This is a genomic window from Streptomyces griseorubiginosus (genome assembly GCF_017614965.1).
In the GTDB taxonomy this organism is placed as follows: domain Bacteria; phylum Actinomycetota; class Actinomycetes; order Streptomycetales; family Streptomycetaceae; genus Streptomyces; species Streptomyces griseorubiginosus_B.
This window is the reverse complement of the sequence record NZ_WVUG01000050.1, coordinates 1-16,881: the sequence shown is the minus strand read 5'-3', so window position 1 is coordinate 16,881 and position 16,881 is coordinate 1. Positions and strand designations below refer to the sequence as shown.

Annotated in this window: 12 protein-coding genes and 1 tRNA gene; 5 read left to right on the top strand and 8 right to left on the bottom strand. The window is 72.4% G+C overall.

All coding sequences use genetic code 11. The features are described from left to right. Positions 1 to 690 (bottom strand): hypothetical protein, encoded by a 690-nt coding sequence (locus tag GRC12_RS12790; RefSeq protein WP_208779351.1) that lies wholly within the window; start codon positions 688 to 690, stop codon positions 1 to 3. 47 nt (positions 691 to 737) lie between these two features. On the opposite strand from GRC12_RS12790, the gene GRC12_RS12785 reads away from it, so the two are divergent. After that, positions 738 to 926 (top strand): DUF5703 family protein, encoded by a 189-nt coding sequence (locus GRC12_RS12785; RefSeq protein WP_046732800.1) that lies wholly within the window; start codon positions 738 to 740, stop codon positions 924 to 926. An 80-nt stretch (positions 927 to 1,006) separates the two neighbouring features. Here GRC12_RS12785 and GRC12_RS12780 read toward each other — a convergent pair whose 3' ends face one another. The 3 genes from GRC12_RS12780 to GRC12_RS12770 form a co-directional block, all read right to left on the bottom strand. Beyond that, entirely contained in the window at positions 1,007 to 1,888 is an 882-nt protein-coding gene (locus tag GRC12_RS12780) for a chaplin (RefSeq protein WP_208779350.1), read from the bottom strand. Between the two features lie 157 nt (positions 1,889 to 2,045). Then, entirely contained in the window at positions 2,046 to 2,279 is a 234-nt protein-coding gene (gene chpH / locus GRC12_RS12775; RefSeq protein ID WP_133047168.1) for a chaplin ChpH, read from the bottom strand. A 136-nt stretch (positions 2,280 to 2,415) separates the two neighbouring features. After that, positions 2,416 to 3,741: a M20/M25/M40 family metallo-hydrolase gene (locus GRC12_RS12770; RefSeq protein WP_208779349.1), complete on the bottom strand. Its 1,326-nt coding sequence runs from the start codon at positions 3,739 to 3,741 to the stop codon at positions 2,416 to 2,418. Positions 3,742 to 3,939: 198 nt separating this feature from the next. Here GRC12_RS12770 and GRC12_RS12765 point away from each other — a divergent pair. The 4 genes from GRC12_RS12765 (at position 3,940) to GRC12_RS12750 (ending at position 10,112) form a co-directional block, all read left to right on the top strand. Further along, a tRNA-Leu gene (locus GRC12_RS12765) sits at positions 3,940 to 4,027 on the top strand. A 347-nt stretch (positions 4,028 to 4,374) separates the two neighbouring features. Continuing rightward, positions 4,375 to 8,241, top strand: coding sequence for a Pls/PosA family non-ribosomal peptide synthetase (locus GRC12_RS12760; protein ID WP_208779348.1), 3,867 nt, complete (start codon positions 4,375 to 4,377; stop codon positions 8,239 to 8,241). An 86-nt stretch (positions 8,242 to 8,327) separates the two neighbouring features. Beyond that, positions 8,328 to 9,698 (top strand): M1 family metallopeptidase, encoded by a 1,371-nt coding sequence (locus GRC12_RS12755; RefSeq protein WP_208779347.1) that lies wholly within the window; start codon positions 8,328 to 8,330, stop codon positions 9,696 to 9,698. Positions 9,699 to 9,725: 27 nt separating this feature from the next. Beyond that, a complete protein-coding gene (locus GRC12_RS12750; RefSeq protein WP_439959882.1) occupies positions 9,726 to 10,112 on the top strand; it encodes a YchJ family protein in 387 nt (128 codons plus the stop codon). Here GRC12_RS12750 and GRC12_RS12745 read toward each other — a convergent pair. The 4 genes from GRC12_RS12745 to GRC12_RS12730 form a co-directional block, all read right to left on the bottom strand. Then, positions 10,109 to 11,587: a M20/M25/M40 family metallo-hydrolase gene (locus tag GRC12_RS12745; protein ID WP_208779345.1), complete on the bottom strand. Its 1,479-nt coding sequence runs from the start codon at positions 11,585 to 11,587 to the stop codon at positions 10,109 to 10,111. The two genes, GRC12_RS12750 and GRC12_RS12745, sit on opposite strands and share 4 nt — an antisense overlap. Beyond that, positions 11,584 to 12,798, bottom strand: a complete 1,215-nt coding sequence (locus GRC12_RS12740) for a hypothetical protein (protein ID WP_208779344.1) — start codon at positions 12,796 to 12,798, stop codon at positions 11,584 to 11,586. The genes GRC12_RS12745 and GRC12_RS12740 overlap by 4 nt, the downstream gene beginning before the upstream one ends. A gap of 12 nt (positions 12,799 to 12,810) precedes the next feature. Then, complete coding sequence (locus GRC12_RS12735) at positions 12,811 to 15,438, bottom strand: carboxypeptidase regulatory-like domain-containing protein (protein WP_208779343.1); 2,628 nt, start codon at positions 15,436 to 15,438, stop codon at positions 12,811 to 12,813. Between the two features lie 132 nt (positions 15,439 to 15,570). After that, positions 15,571 to 16,881: hypothetical protein (locus GRC12_RS12730; RefSeq protein ID WP_208779342.1), on the bottom strand; the 1,311-nt coding region annotated here is incomplete at its 5' end.

The following is a 16,881-nucleotide window of genomic DNA, read 5'->3' as shown; positions in this document are numbered from 1 at the left end:
TCAGCGATCGATGTCCAGCGGCTCCAGATCCTCGTCCCCGTCGAGCTCGCCGTCCAGCTCGCTCTCCAGGTCCTCCTCGAGATCGTCGTCGATCTCGTCGTCGAACACCGCGCTGACGTCGAACCGGCAGATCACGCTCTGCGGATCGGCGCCCTCGAACGGCGCCTCCAGCCACTCCCCCGCCTCCGCGGGATCCTCCGCGGCCGTCACCCACAGCGTGGAGTCGCCCTCCTCCAGCCCGAACTCCTTGTGCCGCGAGGCGATCTCGTCCGGCTCGAACTCACCGAAGAGCACCCCCAGCGCCCCCGGCACCGTGCCGGAGACCTGCGTACTGTCCTCGTCCGCCGCCTCCACCCGTTGCGCCTGGGCCAGCAGCCGCTGCGGCTCCACCACGGTGTAGTCGCGACGGATCAGCACGCTCAGCGCGTTCGGCTCCTCCGGCCCCGTGTACGGCGGCAGGGAGTCGTCTCCGCCGGGGATCTCGAAGGGGGTCACCTCGTCGTAACGGTCGTAGAGCAGCTCGTCGTACGCCTCGGCGGCCGCCGCCAGCTGGTTGAACGCCTCGTAGACAGCCGGGTCGTCCTCACCCGACCTGCGTTCGACCGCCGCCAGGTGACGGTCGAGCGCGGTCTTGACCGCCTCGGCGGCGGCGCGTACCTCGGCAGCGGTGGGCTGCGCAGCATCAGACATAGTGCAGACGCTATCCGTACCGGGCCCCAGCCCGCACAATAGATGCGATGCCGGAATACGAATTTGTCGACGTGTACGTACCTCGCGGGGTCTCCCGCAAGGAAGCCACACGCCTGCTGACGGACCATGCCGAGTACGGACACTGGGAGTTGGACCGCCTCAGCCTGATGCGCGACGGCAGCCGCAGGGTGCGGCTGCGCCGGCGGATCATCCGCCAGGTACGAGCCACGTGGTGAGCTGAGACGGCGACGGAGACGGCGGACACGGAGCGGGCCCCACCGAGGCGGGGCCCGCTCCGTGACGCGTTCACGCGGCGCTACGCCCTCGCGCGGGACTTGCGGTAGAGGACCGCGCCGCCGAGCAGCGCGCCCGCGCCCGCCGGGAGCACGACGCCCAGCGGCAGGTCGCTGCCGGTGTGGGCGAGCTGTGCGCCGCCCACGGGACCGCTGACCGACTGGCTGCCCTGGGTGCCCGGGTGGTTGACCTGCGAGGAGCCGCCGGGACCCGTGCCGCCCGGCGCGGACGGCGTGCCCGGGACACCGGGGTGCGCGGGCTGCGTCGGACCGCCGGGGTGACCCGGGGTGCCGGGATTGCCCGGCTGACCCGGAGTGCCGGGGCCGCCGGGGTGACCCGGGGTGCCGGGACCGCCCGGCGTACCGTGGCCGCCCCCGGGAGGCGTGCCGTGACCGCCGCCGTGGAAGCCGCCGTTGGCGCAGTCGTCCCCGGTCGCGGAGTTGCCGACGCCGACGACGTCGACCGTGTTGCCGCACACGTTCACCGGCACGTCGATCGGTGCCTGGACGTGGTTGCCCGAGCCGATGCCGGGAGAGCCGCCGGTGTGCCCGCCGGCGTGCGAGCCCGTACCGCCGCCGTGGCCGCCGTAGCCGCCAGAACCGCCGTATCCGCCGTGGCTGCCGTAGCCGCCGTGTCCGCCGGACGGCGCGCCGCTGCCTCCGCCGTGGTTGGCGCACTTGTTGCCCACCGCCGGGTTGAGTACCCCGACGACGTCGACCGTGTTGCCGCAGACGTTGACCGGGGCGTGCACCGGCGCCTGCACCGTGTTGCCCGACAGCACGCCGGGCGAGTCCGTGCTCGAGCCGCTCGCCCCCGAGTCGGCATGGGCGTAACCGCCCGCGGCGGCGAGGACGCCGGTCGCGGCCGCCACGGTCATCAGGCCCTTGCGGGTGACCTGTCGCATTGCTGAATTCCCCCCTGCCTTCGATCCTGACCTGGTTTTCGATCCTGACCTGGTTCTCGCGGATCTCGATCACGCGAAAAAGGCCGGTCGGCCCCGGTGCGCATGGCACGCGCTCCGGAGCCGACGGCGTGAACGAACGACCCCTTGGGGGCCGACGTCAGTGGTTGACGCAGGTGTTGCCGAAGGCGGGGTTCAGCAGCCCGATCACGGAGACCGTGTTGCCGCAGACGTTCACCGGGATGTGCACCGGAACCTGAACGACGTTGCCGGACGCGACACCCGGGGAGTGCACCGCGGCACCCTGAGCGCCGGCGTCGGCGACGGCCAGGCCCGCACCCGCGAGAACCAGACCACCAGTGGCAGCCGCAGCAGCGACGACCTTCTTGATCATTATTCCTCCTTGTTGGCAATGCGATCCCAAGTAGCGGATCGCATCACCTGTAACGAGGAGGGAGTAATGGAGCTACGAGCTTATGAGCGCATTCACTCTTCTCAGTCAGTTCCGTACAGGCTGGCGATTACCGAGGTCACGACGCGTCGATGAAACGGTCGAGAACGCGCACGCCGAACTTCAGGCCGTCCACCGGGACCCGCTCGTCGACGCCGTGGAACATGCCGGCGAAGTCCAGCTCCGGGGGCAGCTTGAGCGGCGCGAAGCCGAAGCCGCGGATGCCCAGGTCGTCGAAGGACTTGGCATCCGTGCCGCCGGAGAGCATGTACGGGATCGCCTTGGCGGTCGGGTCCTCGGCCAGCAGCGAGGACTGCATGGCCTCGACCAGGGCGCCGTCGAAGGAGGTCTCCAGGGCCTTGTCGGAGTGCACGTCCTCACGGCGCACCTTCGGGCCGAGGATCCGGTCCAGGTCGGCGAGGAACTCCTCCTCGTGTCCCGGCAGGAAGCGCCCGTCGACGTGCGCGGTGGCCTCGCCCGGGATGACGTTGACCTTGTAACCGGCGCCCAGCTGGGTGGGGTTGGCGGTGTTGCTCAGGGTCGCCCCGATGAGCTTGGCGATGCCGCCGAGCCGGGCCAGCGTCGACTCCATGTCCTCGGGGTCCAGCTCGGTGCCGAGCGCGTCGCCGAGTTCGTCGAGGAAGGCGCGGGTGGTCTTGGTGACCCGGACCGGGAAGGTGTGCCGGCCGAGGCGCGCGACGGCCTCCGAGAGCTCGGTGATCGCGTTGTCGCGGTGGATCATCGAACCGTGGCCCGCCGTCCCGGCCACGGTCAGCTTCATCCAGTGCATGCCCTTCTCGGCCGTCTGGATCAGATAGAGCCGCCGCTGCTCGCTCACCGTGAACGAGAACCCGCCGACCTCGCTGATCGCCTCGGTGACGCCCTCGAAGAGGTCCGGGTGGTTGTCGACGAGGTGCCGGGCGCCGTACGTGCCGCCGGCCTCCTCGTCGGCGAGGAACGCCAGCACGATGTCCCGTGGGGGCCTGCGGCCGCTCCTGAGCCGGTCGCGCACGACGGCGAGGGTCATGGCGTCCATGTCCTTCATGTCGACGGCCCCGCGCCCCCACACGCACCCGTCGGTGACCTCGCCGGAGAAGGGGTGGTGGGTCCAGTCGTCGGCGTTGGCCGGTACGACGTCCAGGTGGCCGTGGATCAGCAGCGCGGGCCGGGACGGGTCCTCGCCCTCGATGCGGGCCACGGTCGAGGCGCGGCCCGGGTGCGATTCGAAGATCCGCGGTTCCAGGCCGACCTCGGCGAGCTTCTCGGCGGTCCACTCGGCGGCCTTGCGCTCGCCGGGCCCCGAGTGGTCGCCGTAGTTGCTGGTGTCGATCCGGATCAGCTCGCGGCAGAGGTCCACGACCTCGTCCTCGCCGGTGACGGTCCTGGTCGTGTCCGTGTCGCTCACGCTGCTTCCTCCCGCTGTCACTGCTGGTGGTTCCCCTCATCCTCCCTCCGACCCCGGCCGCGCCCCAAGGCCGGGCCCGGCCCGTCACACGCCGTTCACGCCGGGGCGGGGTCGCGACGGGGGGTGATCGGGCACCCCCGGGAGCCTGGTAATGTTTCCTTCGTCGCCGCGGGGGAAACCCCGCACGACAGACACCTTGTCCGGGTGGCGGAATGGCAGACGCGCTAGCTTGAGGTGCTAGTGCCCTTTATCGGGCGTGGGGGTTCAAGTCCCCCCTCGGACACCATCAGCAAACACTCCGGTGCTGACCGATATTCGGTCGGCACCGTTTGTGTTTCCGGTCGGGCTCCGTGCGTGTGCCCTCTCGCGTCGGGCGCCACATGCGCCCCGTGAGCCTCTCCTCACCCACGGTGTGGGGCATCTCTCTCCGCCTTGAAGATCACCAGGTCAGAGATGGTCTGCGGGGCTTCATGGCGTCCCGGACGGCCCTTCCGAGTGGCCGATCAGATGGCATGTACCTAGCGTCGTACTAAGATTTCCGGTTTGTTACGGAGCTGGAGGAGGACAACCCCAGGCAGACCTGCGGGCCCGCCAGCGCCCCGGAGGCTTCCGGGATCGAGACGCGAGGACCCGATGGCAGCCATACACGAGAGCAGTGCTCTCGGCCTGCTCGACGAAGAGCTCAGCGCTGAGATCCACCAGCAGTTCGGCGACACCGCACGTTTTTCGGGAGGTCAGGCGGCCTCCCCCCGCACGCTTGTCGACATCTTCGACGCGTCCGTGCGCTCGTACCCGGACGAACTCGCCCTGGACGACGGCACCGTCCAGCTCACCTACCGGGAGCTGGCCGGCGAGGTGGAGCGGCTGCGGCGGGAGCTCGCCGCGGCCGGTGTCGGGCTCGGTGACCGCGTGGGCGTCCGTGTGCCGTCCGGCACCAACGACCTGTACGTGGCGATCCTCGCGGTCCTGGCCGCGGGAGCCGCCTACGTCCCCGTGGACGCCGAGGACCCCGACGAGCGGGCCGAGCTGGTGTTCGGGGAGGCCGAGGTGCGGGCCGTCGTCGGGGCAGCGCACGAGCTGACCGTCAACGGGCGCGGTGACGTTCCCGCCGCCCGCCCGGGCGTCGAGCACGACGCGTGGATCATCTTCACCTCCGGCTCGACCGGCAAGCCCAAGGGCGTCGCCGTCAGTCACCGCAGCGCCGCCGCGTTCGTGGACGCCGAGGCCGCGCTGTTCCTCACCGAGGACCCCATCGGTCCCGGTGACCGGGTCATGGCGGGCCTGTCGGTCGCCTTCGACGCGTCCTGCGAGGAGATGTGGCTGGCCTGGCGCTACGGCGCCTGTCTGGTGCCGGTCCCGCGCTCGCAGGTCCGCAGCGGCGCCGACCTCGGCCCGTGGCTGGTCGAGCAGGAGATCACCGTGGTCTCCACCGTCCCGACGCTCGCCGCGCTCTGGGAGCCGGAGACCCTCAACGACGTACGCCTGCTGATCTTCGGCGGCGAGGCCTGCCCGCCCGAGCTGGTGCAGCGGCTGGTGACGGAGGGGCGCGAGGTCTGGAACACCTACGGGCCGACCGAGGCGACCGTCGTGGCCTGCGCCTCGCTGATGAGCGGCGAGGAACCGATCCGCATCGGCCTGCCGCTGGACGGCTACGAGCTGGCCGTCGTCGACGAGGCCGGGGAGCCCGTCCCGATGGGCGAGAGCGGTCAACTGGTGATCGGCGGGGTCGGTCTCGCCCGGTACCTGGACGCCGACAAGGACGCGGAGAAGTACGCGCCCCTGGAATCGCTGGGCTGGGAGCGGGCGTACCGCAGCGGTGACCTCGTGAAGGCCGAGCCGGAGGGGCTGGTCTTCCTCGGCCGCGCCGACGAGCAGATCAAGCTCGGCGGCCGGCGGATCGAGCTCGGCGAGGTGGACGCCGCGCTGCAGGCGCTGCCCGGGGTGGCCGGCGCGGCCGCCGCCGTGCGCACCGCCCGCAGCGGCAACCAGCTCCTCGTCGGCTACGTCGTCACCCAGGACGGCTGGGACCACGCGGCCGCGGTGGAGAAGCTGCGCGCCGAACTGCCCGCCGCGCTCGTGCCGTTGATCGCCCCCGTCGAGGACCTGCCGACCCGCACGTCCGGCAAGGTCGACCGCAACGCGCTGCCGTGGCCCCTGGAGGGTCTGGAGACCGGCGGTCCGGCCGAGCAGCTCTACGGCACCGAGGCGTGGCTGGCCGAGCAGTGGGCGGAAGTCCTCGGCATTCCGGTCGCCAGTGCCCGCGACGACTTCTTCGCGATCGGCGGCAGCAGCCTGGCCGCCGCCCAGCTGACGACGAGGCTGCGCACCCGCTACCCGAGCGCTGCCGTCCTCGACATCTACCAGCAGCCCACGCTGCGCAAGCTGGCCCGCCACCTGGAGGCGTCGGCGCAGGACGACGGCGCCCGGCGCACGATCGCCCCGGTGCCGGTCCGCGCCAAGGTCGTCCAGCTGCTGCTCCTGGTCCCGCTGTTCACGCTGCTCGGTCTGCGCTGGACGATCGTGCTGGCCGCGCTCGGCAATCTGCTGCCCGCCTGGTCCTGGCTGCCGACGGCGCCCTGGTGGCTGCTCGCCCTCGGCGGCATCGCGCTGTTCAGTCCGCCCGGACGGCTCGCGATCGCCGCGGGCGGCGCCCGGCTGCTGCTGCGGCGCGTCGAGCCCGGCCGGTACGCGCGCGGTGGCGGCGTCCATCTGCGGCTGTGGACCGCCGAGCGGCTGGCGGAGTTCAGCGGGGCGACCACGCTGACCGGTTCCTGGCTGGAGCGGTACGCCCGCGCGCTGGGCGCCAAGGTCGGCCAGGACGTCGACCTGCACTCGCTGCCGCCGGTCACCGGCATGCTCAAGCTGGGCCGGGGCGCCGCCGTGGAGTCCGAGGTGGACCTCTCCGGCTGGTGGCTGGACGGCGACCGGCTGGAGATCGGGCCGGTCAAGGTGGGCGCGCACGCCACCGTCGGCACCCGCAGCATGCTCTTCCCGGGCGCCCGCGTCGGCAAGCGCGCCGAGGTGGCCCCCGGTTCCGCGGTGAACGGGCAGATCCCAACCGGCCAGCGCTGGGCGGGCGCGCCCGCGGTCAAGCTGGGCAAGGCCAAGCGGAACTGGCCCAAGGAGCGTCCGCAGCGCGGCACGTACTGGCGGGTGATGTACGGCCTGACGGGCCTCGTGCTCTCCGCGCTGCCGCTGATCGCGGGCGGCGCCGCCTTCCTCGTGGCGTACGCCCTCATCGATCCGGCCGCGCCCCTGCGCGGTGCCGCGCTCGCCCTCGTCCCGGCGACGCTGGCGTTCGGGGCGGCGTACGCGCTGCTGATCCTCGTCGGCGTGCGGCTGCTGAGCCTGGGCCTGCGGGAGGGGACGTACCCGACGCACAGCCGGACCGGCTGGCAGGCCTGGACGGTCACGCAGCTGATGGACCGCTCGCGCGAGACGCTGTTCCCGCTGTACGCCGGGCTGGTCACGCCGGTGTGGCTGCGGCTGCTCGGGATGCGGATCGGGCGGGGCGCGGAGGTGTCCACGGTGCTGGCGCTGCCGAGCCTGACGACGGTCGGCGAGGGCGCGTTCCTGGCCGACGACACGCTGACCGCGCCGTACGAGCTCGGTGGCGGCTGGATGCGGATCGGGCGCGCGGAGATCGGGCGTCGGGCGTTCCTGGGGAACTCCGGGATGACCGCGCCGGGGCGCAGCGTGCCGGACGGCGGGCTGGTGGGCGTGCTGTCCGCCACCCCGAAGAAGGCGAAGAAGGGCAGCTCCTACCTGGGGCTGCCGCCGGTGAAGCTGCCGCGGAACGCGGAGAGCGGTGACCAGAGCCGGACGTACGACCCGCCGGCCCGGCTGCTGTGGGCGCGCGGGCTGGTGGAGCTGTGCCGGATCGTGCCGGTGTTCTGCTCGGCCGCGATCGCGGGCGGCACGGCGGCCCTGCTGTGCCTGCTCGGGCCGTGGGCCGCGCTGCTGTCCGGTGTCGTGCTGCTCGGGGCCGGTGCGGTGGCCGCGCTGGTGTCGATCGTCGCGAAGTGGCTGCTCGTGGGCCGGCACCACACCGGGGAGCACCCGCTGTGGAGCGGTTACGTGTGGCGCAACGAGCTCGCCGACACCTTCGTCGAGGTCGTGGCAGTGCCCTGGCTGGCCGGTTCCGTGCCGGGCACGCCGGTGATGACCGCGTGGCTGCGCGGGCTCGGCGCCCGGATCGGCAAGGGCGTCTGGGTCGAGAGCTACTGGCTGCCGGAGACCGACCTGGTGACCCTCGAGGACGCGGCGACCGTGAACCGGGGCTGCGTCCTGCAGACCCACCTCTTCCACGACCGGATCTTGCGGACGGATACTGTTGTTCTCCGTGAGGGCGCCACGCTGGGCCCTGGCGGGATCGTGCTGCCCGGCAGCACGATCGGAGCCCGCACCACCCTGGGTCCCGCGTCGCTCGTCATGGCCGCGGAGTCCGTCCCGGACGACACCCGCTGGCTCGGCAACCCGATCGAGGCATGGCGTCCCTGAACGCGGGCCACTCGGAACCGATGGGTGTCGCGTGCGGGGCACCGGCGGGAGCGAGTGGTTCGACGGCGCAGGGAGCAGAAGCGGCAGTGGCAGTTCAGCAGTCGGGTGGTTCGGACCCGTACTTTCCGGAACACGGTGATGCCCGTTACCGCGTGCACCGGTACGAGCTCACGCTGGACTACCGTCCTGGTCCCAACCGGCTGGCGGGCAGCGCCCGGATCAGCGCCATAGCGGGTCGCTCGCCGCTCACCGAGTTCACCCTCAACCTGGCCGACTTCAAGATCGGCCGGGTCAAGGTGGACGGCCGCCCGGCGCACTACACGCACCGCGGCGGCCGGCTGCGGATCCGTCCCGCCAAGCCGGTCCGCCCGGGTGCCGCCTTCCCGGTCGAGGTGCACTGGTCGGGCAACCCCAAGCCGGTGCCCAGCCCGTGGGGCGGGCTCGGCTGGGAGGAGCTGGAGGACGGGGCGCTGGTGGCGAGCCAGCCGATCGGGGCGCCGTCCTGGTACCCGTGCAACGACCGGCCCGCCGACAAGGCCTCGTACCAGATCTCGATCACCACTCCGTCCGCGTACGCGGTGGTCGCGGGCGGCAGGCTGCTGACCCGTACCACCAAGGCGTCCACCACGACCTGGGTGTACGAGCAGGCCGCGCCGACCTCCAGCTATCTCGTCGGTCTGGCGATCGGCAAGTACCAGACGGTGCTGCTCGGCGACCCGGGGCCGGGCGGGGTGCCGCAGCACGGGCACATCCCGGCGCATCTGCTGCCGGAGTTCTCACGGGACTTCGCGCGGCAGCCGCAGATGATGGATCTGTTCCAGGAGCTGTTCGGGCCCTACCCGTTCGACGAGTACGCGGTGGTGGTGACCGAGGAGGAACTCGATGTGCCCGTGGAGGCACAGGGGTTGTCGCTGTTCGGCGCCAACCACGTGGACGGGGCCCGGGGTTGGGAGCGGCTGGTGGCGCACGAGCTGGCGCACCAGTGGTTCGGCAACAGCGTGTCCATCGCGGACTGGCGGCACATCTGGCTGAACGAGGGCTTCGCCAAGTACGCCGAGTGGCTGTGGTCGGAGCGGTCCGGCGGGCGCAGCGCGCAGCAACTGGCGGCCGCCGCGCACCGGTTGCTGTCCTCGCAGCCGCAGGACCTGCGGCTGGCCGATCCGGGACGCAAGTCGATGTTCGACGACCGGCTCTACGAGCGCGGCGGGCTGGTGCTGCACGCGGTGCGCTGCGCGATGGGCGACGAGGCCTTCTTCCGTATGCTGCGCGGCTGGGCGGGACTGCACCGGGGCGGGGCGGTGACGACCACGACGTTCACCGCTCATGCGAACCGCTACGCGGACGAGCCGCTGGACGGCCTCTTCGACGCCTGGGTGTACGGCACCCGGCTGCCCGCGCTGCCGGCCCAGATCCCGGCGCGCCCCACGCACCCGCCGACCAACGCCGAGTCGGCGTAGCCGGACGGGCCGGGCAGAATGGCCCCCATGTCCCGACGCCCCTCACCGTCCTGTCCCTGCGGTCTGCCGGAGCCGTACGAGCGGTGCTGTGGCCGCTTCCACCGGGGTGAGGCGGCCGCGCCCACCGCCGAGGCGCTGATGCGCTCGCGCTACTGCGCCTTCGTCCAGCGGGACGAGCCCTACCTGCTGCGTACCTGGCATCCGCGGACCCGCCCCGCCCGGGTCGGTTTCGACTCCGGGATGCGCTGGACGGGCCTGGAGATCCTGGACACCGCCGACGGCTCGGCCTTCCACGCCACCGGCACGGTGACCTTCCGCGCGTCCTTCAGGGGCGGTGCGCTGCACGAGCGGAGCCGCTTCGAGCGGGTGGAGGGGGCGTGGGTGTACGTGGACGGGGAGTTCCTCGAGGACTAGAGCGCGCCGAGTTCTCCGTAGAGGCGGACGCAGGTGTCGGTTCCGCGGTGCAGGCCGCTGAGGGCGAAGCGTTCGTCGGGGGCGTGGATGTTGTCGTCGGGGAGGCCGAAGCCCAGGAGGAGGGTCCGGGTGCCGGTGGTGGCGAGGTCGCCGACGAAGGGGATGGAGCCGCCCGAGGGCAACAGAAGGGGCGGCCGGCCGAAGACGGGGGCCGCGGCCCGGCGTGCGGCGGCGACCGCGGGATCGCGGAGGTCCAGCTGGTACGGCCCGCAGGAGGACAGCGGTGTCAGCCGCGCGGTGACCCCTCGCGGGACGCGCTGTGTCAGATGGGCGCGCAGGGCCCGGAACACGGTGGCCGGCTGTTGACCGGGCACCAGACGGACGCCGAGTTCGGCGCCGGCCCGGCGCGGGACGGCGGCACGGGCCGCGGCGTGCAGGGCGGTGACGACCACGGCCGGGCGGACGGTGGCCCGCTCGAAGGCGGAGTAGCCGGGTTCGCCGTGTCCATAGCGGAGTCCTGCCGGGGCGAGGAACCGTTGATCCGTCGGTCCGTCGCGGGCGAGCCGGGCGCGGGTGTCCGGGTGCGGGGGGCGTACGTCGTCGTAGAAACCCTCGACGGCGACACGGCCGTCGGGCCGGTGCAGGCTCGCCACCAACGCGCACAGCGCCTGGGCGGGCTCGGCCACCGCGCCCCCGAAGGCGCCGGCGTGCAGGTCGGTGGCGGGGCCGGTGACATCGAAGCGGACGGTGAGGGAGCCGCGCAGGCCCGTGACGAGGACGGGGGTGTGCGCATCCCGCATCTGGGTGTCGGAGACGACGGCGAGATCGGCGCGCAGGAAGGCGGGACGGCCGGGCAGATGGTGCCTCAGTGCGGGGCTGCCGATCTCCTCCTCGCCGTCGAGAACGATCCGCAGGTTGACGGGCGGGCCCCCGGTCGCCAGCCAGGCCCCGATCGCGGCGAGTTGCGCGACGAGCTGCCCCTTGTCGTCGCTGGCCCCGCGGCCGTGGACGTACCCGTCGTGGACCGTGGGGCGGAAGGGCTGCGTGGCCCAGGCCGATCGCGGTCCGGCGGGCTGGACGTCGTAGTGACCGTAGACGAGCACCACGGGAGCGCCGGGTCGCCGCATCCACTCGCCGGTGACGTACGGGGCGGCGCGCCCCGGCCGCACGGTGACGGCGTCCAGTCCGATGCGGCGCAGGTGCGCGGCGAGCAGCGCGGCACAGGCGTGCAGGTCGGCGCGGTGGGCGGGGTCGGCGCTGACGGTGGGGTGGCGGATCAGGTCGCACAGGAGGGAGAGGCTCCGGGCGCGACGGGCGCGGGCATGGCGGAGGGCGGCGGTCGTACGGGCGCCGCTCGTACGACCGCCGCCGAGGGACGCGCTCCCGCCGGGAACGTGGGCCGGAACAGCGGGCCGAGCCGTTCCCCCGGGCGCTGTCCGCGCGCGGTCGGCGCCGGCCTCACCCCCTCGGGTCACACACGCGCCCCGTTGAGCGGTGCGGTGACACGACCCCGGGTCCCGCCGGCCGGACCGGTGCCGCGGACCACCGGCGGGGCCGGTGGCCGTGGGCGGGTGACGCGTTGGGCGCCCGCGACCGGCGCGGCGGAGCGGTCCCAGGGCATGCCCCGGCGGTCCTCCTGGCGGACGGCGACGCCGAGCGACTGGGCGCTGGTGAGCCATTCCTCCGCGCTTTCGGCGATCTCCAGCAGGAGCGTCTCGAACTTGGCGCGCTGGGTCTGCAGCAGATGCGGCTGGGCCAGCCAGCGCAGCACCTCCCGGCCGGCGATGCCCATGCGCTGGCGCGGCGAGGTGACCAGGCGCTCGCCGAAGTACTGGGCGAGCACGATCTCCACGACGTCCCAGGCGGTGTCGGCGCCGTACAGGCGCCGGATGTCGTCCGAGCCCAGGATGCGGTACGCCTCGTCGAGGAGTTGCATGACCTCGACGCGGAGCACGTTGACATGGCCGTACGAGGTGAACTTCAGGTTGTTGCGCAGGTCCAGGCCGGCCCGGCGGACCACGGCGATGCTGCCGAAGCTCGGGTCGTAGGCCCGCTCGCGCACCACGTCCGCGATCCGCTTGTCGCGGTGGAAGAGCGCGACCTGGTTGACGAAGTGCTCGAAGAGGCCGTGGAAGTCGCCGTTGGCGCGGGAGCCGGAGGGGACGGGCGCCCTGCCGTAGCCGAACGCACGGCGGTAGGCGGCCAGTCGGTCCCGGCGCGTGTAGCGCAGCACCTCGCGGCGGTCGAACTGGTAGAGGGCGTAGGCGCCCGCACCGCTGGACAGGTACACGGCGCCCGCGCGGAACAGTTCCTGGAGCTTCTGCACGGCGCGGAACACGCCGATCATCTCGTGCTGGTAGATGTAGTAGAGGTCGGCCATCGCCACGAGCCGCTCGGACGACACCGTCTCGTCGTACGGCTCGATCGCCTGCGGCAGCCGGGTCTTGCCGAGCGCGTCGGCGGCCTGGTCGCCGATGCCGACCAGTTGGGCGAGGCCCTTGTCCGGCGGCGGCTTCTGCTCCAGGTCCGCCTTGACCGCGGACTGCAGCAGGTCGTCGATCTGCTTCGTCAGCACGTCCGCCAGCTGCGGATCGGCGACGAGCTGCGCGGACAGCCGGTCGGTGACGGTCTCCCGGAGGGCCGCGATGCGGTCGAGGAAGGCCTGGTAGTCCTGTTCGTTCGCCATGGGTCTCCTCCGTCAGGTCGTCAGGGCGTCGACCGTGTTGCTGCGGATGCCGCCGGGGTTGACCAGGGTCACCACCCAGGTGAGGTCGCTGTTCCGTGGCACGCCGTGGAACAGGGCGGTCGCTCGTCCCGGCTTGCTGGTGTCCACGGTGCCGTGCGAGACGATGACGGCCCAGTCCGGCCGTTCGAGGGCGGAGAGTTCCGCCGTGGCGCCGGGGAGGAAGCCGCTGCCGACCAGGCGGACGCACAGGTGGCGCCCGCTGTGCTTCTCCGCCTCGGCGAAGACCACGAGCGGAGGCTCGCCGCGCTGCACCGCGTGGGCGAGCGTCGCCGTGTCGGTGAGTTGCTGCGCCAGTTCGCCGAGGGCGCGTACCACCCGCCCGGTCCGCAGGCCGTCGGGCAGCGGAACGCCGCTGGGCAGAGTGCCGCTGCGGGCCAGAGCGAGGGTGCGGCGCACCAGGTCGGCGAGCTGGTCCAGGATGGGGGTGATGGCGACGACGCCGTCCTTGCCGGCCTCCCGGATCAGCCGCGGTGCCTCGCTGGTACTGACCCGGACCACCCAGTCCAGCAGGTCGGAGAAGAGGATCGAGGGGAGGTCCGCCGAAGGGGGGAACTCCAGCCTGATCGTCTGGCGCTGGGCCGCGTCGATGAAGACGGACTCCAGCGTGAAGACGGCTTCCTCGACGGACTGCGCCACCACGTCCAGGTTGCGGGACAGCCGGATCAGGACCGTGCCGAGCGAGGTGTCCGGGGTGGTGCCGTCGAACAGCCGGCGGTAGGTCTGCCAGCCTGCTTCCAGGGCCAGCACGTGGTCGACGACGATACGGAAGTTGGTGACGATCCGTTCCTCGTCGAGTGTGCCGACGCGGCCGGTGTTCAGCCCGAAGCGCTCGCGGAGCTGGGCGAGTTGCCCGCCCACCGAGTCCGGATCGAGTGGCGTGCCGGTGCCGTGGGGACCGGCCAGCAGGGTGAACAGCTCGTTCACCCGCTGGATGCGCGGCCCGCCCTCCACGGCCAACTCGTCGACCAGCTCTCCCAGTTCCGACCGCACGATGGTACGGATGGCCTCGGTGTCCTGCGGATCGGCGGCCGGGTCCAGGGGTTGCAGGCCGTCGAGCAGGGGGGTGACCTGGTCCAGGGCGTTCTTGGCCCGGTTGTAGATGCTCGCCTGCGCTCCGGTGAGCGCGCCCAGGTCGGCCTGGACGGCGTAGCCGCGCGGGTGCCAGGTGAACTCCGTGTGTCCCTCCACCTCCCGCAACTCGAAGGCCCCGGTCAGCGCCGCCTGGAAGCCCGAGGTGTTGGAGCCGGGGCGCCAGCCGAGCACATCCCGCAGGGCGCCCTCGACGATCTGCCCGTAGGTGGCCGAGCGGTCCCCGCCCACGACCGGGGCGCCGCGGCCGGAACCGATGTCCTCGGTGAGAACGGGGAACGAGGACAGGTCGCTGAGCACCTGGCCGGAGGGGGTCGTCCCGCGGCCCCTGCCGGGCGGGCGGGTGACGACGAAGGGGACGACGGGCGTGGAGTTCACGTCGACGGTGGTCCACTGGACCGGTTCCCCGTATCCGGGATCGGCGGAAAGCAGATAGACGCCGGCCCGGTCGACGACGAGGTCGTAGTCGCCGTCGTCGTCGGTGTGCGTCGTGTCCAGTTGTTCCGTTCCGTCCTCGCTGTGGATCGTCACCCTCACGTTGGGGACCGGGCGACCTTCCTCGTCCCGCACCTGCCCGCTGATGCCGTGTGTCTCCTCGGTGGCGAGCCGGAGGAACCTGAAGCGCTCCGAGATGTCGTGCTCCTCGCCTCGGGCGGCCTTGCAGAGCGCCCGCCGGTACCTGGGGTCGACGTCGACTCCTTGCGTGCCGCACTTGGCGTGGGACAGGTCGTCGACGGCGATGTCCACCATGCCCGGATCGACGATGTCGAACACGCACCGGCCACGGCGGTCGGTGCGCTCCCTCCGGGTGTCGGTCTCGTCGCGTGCGGCTGAGGGCACGAGCCGGAAGACCGCTCCGACCACCGGTTCTCCGTCCACTTCGGCTTCGATCACGAAACAGGCGTAGGCGCGCCGGTACAGCAGCCGCTTCGGCTCCTCGGCCAGCGGGTCCACTGCCATGGGGTGTTCGGTGGCCTTGGGGTCGAGCGGTGCGTAGAACCCGCCGCGGCGGGCGACGACGTCGACGCTCTCGCCCTTGGCCGTCGCATGGATGAGGCCGTCCGGGCCGCTGACGTACTCGACACCCCCCACGCCGGCCTTGGCACCTGGCGCCGTCTCACCCTCCTGGGTGACGGTCCGCAGCCGCACGAGCTGCGTGCCGACTGCGGGCAGCAGCACGACGTACGGCTCCTTCCCGCGCTGTCCGCTCCGGGCCGCCAGGACCAGATCGGTGGGCTCACCATTACCCGAGGCCCGCACGTCGGTGAAGCCCTCGGCCGTGTCCGGTGGTGCCGCGACCGTGTAGGTGCCCGGCTCGAGTTCGCAGGTGATGAGCCCCCGCTCGTCCGAAGGCCCCACCGTGATCGGTGGCCCCCCGGTCGTCCGGGAGAGCTCCAGTGTGACGTTGTGCGGTTTCGGCCAGGTCTTCGGATCCGGATCCTTGGCGTCGGGAGTGGGCGCGAGGTAGACCTGGATCGTGAGTGTGGGCATCGTGCTCTCCTTCCTCTCCAGGTCAGCGGCCGACGCCGGACGTGGAGCACGGGCTGGTCAGCGCGGCGGTCTGCCGGCGTCGGGCGTCGGGCGCGGTCTTCGCACCCGCCCGCGTCAACCGGAGGGTCACCGTCATCGCCTCGCCAGTTCCGTGTAGAAGTTGCGGGTGATCACGCCCGGGCGGGCGAGGCCGCGGTCCAGGGCGGAGCGGGTGGCGCCGATCAGGAAACGGGCCGGGATGATGCCCGGGTCGGTTCCGGCGGCGAGGCGTTCGGCGGCTTCCCGCTGCATCGCGTACTCCTTGGCGCCGAAGGGCAGCACCTGGGCCAGGGTGCGGCGGCCGAGCTCGGGGAACGGCCGGAAGCAGAGGGCGTCGACGACCGCGGGATGGGCGGCCTGGAACGTGGCCAGCAGTTCGCGGGGCAGGGTGCCGGCCCGCGGGTCGGGATAGATCGCGGTCCACAACCGCCCGTACCGCTCGGCCTGTTCCTCGAACCCCGTCCTGCGCAGCAGCTCGATCGAGATCCAGGCCCGCAACCAGGGCGTCGGATGGGGACCGCGCGGGCTGTACGTCAGGACGGTCGCCGGGGCGCGGCCGATCACGTCGAGCAGGGACCCGACCACGGCGGGGCCGCCGAGCAGTAGGGCGCACAGGTCGGCGTAGATCTCGCGGTTCCAGCGGACCCAGGTGCGCACGACGGCGGGCGGGCAGCCCTCGTCGAGGAGCCGGCGGGCGATCGCGCGGGGCACGGCCCGGTCGAGGCCGAGGTCGCTCTGGAGGTTGTGGGAGACCTCGTGGAGCACCGCGCCCAGGGTCCAGGGGTTGACCAGTCGGTGGTAGGGCAGTTGGACCAGCGGGAACGGGTTGAGGCGTCGGCCGAGGCGGCGCAGCGGGATGCCGCGGCGGAAGGTGGCCGGGGAGAATCCGGTGCGCATGAAGGAGAACGGGGGCGGGGCCGGCAGCGGTTTGGCCTCGCCGACACCGAGGTAGGCGGCCTGGTAGCAGGACAGGGCGATGCGGTCGCACGACAGCAGGGCGTCCGCGAACACGGACTGGCGCTGGCCGAACAGCTCGAAGTAGAAGTCCCAGATCCGTTCGACCTCACGCACCCAGTCGTGGGCCTGCTCCTTGGCCGTCAGCAGCCTCTGCAGGCGCCCGGTGACGGGCCGCGTCTGCGCGGCGCGGGCCAGCTCCCGGACCTGCTCGCTCTGCCGCAGCAGTTCGGCACGCAGCTGCCCCAACAGCGCGTTGACCGCCTGCAGATGTCCGGCGGTGGGCGCCGCGGCCCCGCTCCCGAACTCCCCCGCTTGGAAGGGCCGCAGGGCAGCCGCATGCCGGGTGACGTTCAACCCCTGGGCCCGGAGCCACGGTTGACGGACGGGGACGACGACGGGGGCGGGACGGACGGGGCGACCGGACTGGACGACGGCGGTCCCTGGGTC

Excerpts from the sequence above, each read along its gene's own strand:
- GRC12_RS12790 (WP_208779351.1), bottom strand. The coding sequence starts at position 690 with ATGTCTGATGCTGCGCAGCCCACCGCTGCCGAGGTACGCGCCGCCGCC.
- GRC12_RS12785 (WP_046732800.1), top strand. The coding sequence starts at position 738 with ATGCCGGAATACGAATTTGTCGACGTGTACGTACCTCGCGGGGTCTCC.
- GRC12_RS12780 (WP_208779350.1), bottom strand. The coding sequence starts at position 1,888 with ATGCGACAGGTCACCCGCAAGGGCCTGATGACCGTGGCGGCCGCGACC.
- chpH (WP_133047168.1), bottom strand. The coding sequence starts at position 2,279 with ATGATCAAGAAGGTCGTCGCTGCTGCGGCTGCCACTGGTGGTCTGGTT.
- GRC12_RS12760 (WP_208779348.1), top strand. The coding sequence starts at position 4,375 with ATGGCAGCCATACACGAGAGCAGTGCTCTCGGCCTGCTCGACGAAGAG.
- GRC12_RS12750 (WP_439959882.1), top strand. The coding sequence starts at position 9,726 with ATGTCCCGACGCCCCTCACCGTCCTGTCCCTGCGGTCTGCCGGAGCCG.
- GRC12_RS12740 (WP_208779344.1), bottom strand. The coding sequence starts at position 12,798 with ATGGCGAACGAACAGGACTACCAGGCCTTCCTCGACCGCATCGCGGCC.
- GRC12_RS12735 (WP_208779343.1), bottom strand. The coding sequence starts at position 15,438 with ATGCCCACACTCACGATCCAGGTCTACCTCGCGCCCACTCCCGACGCC.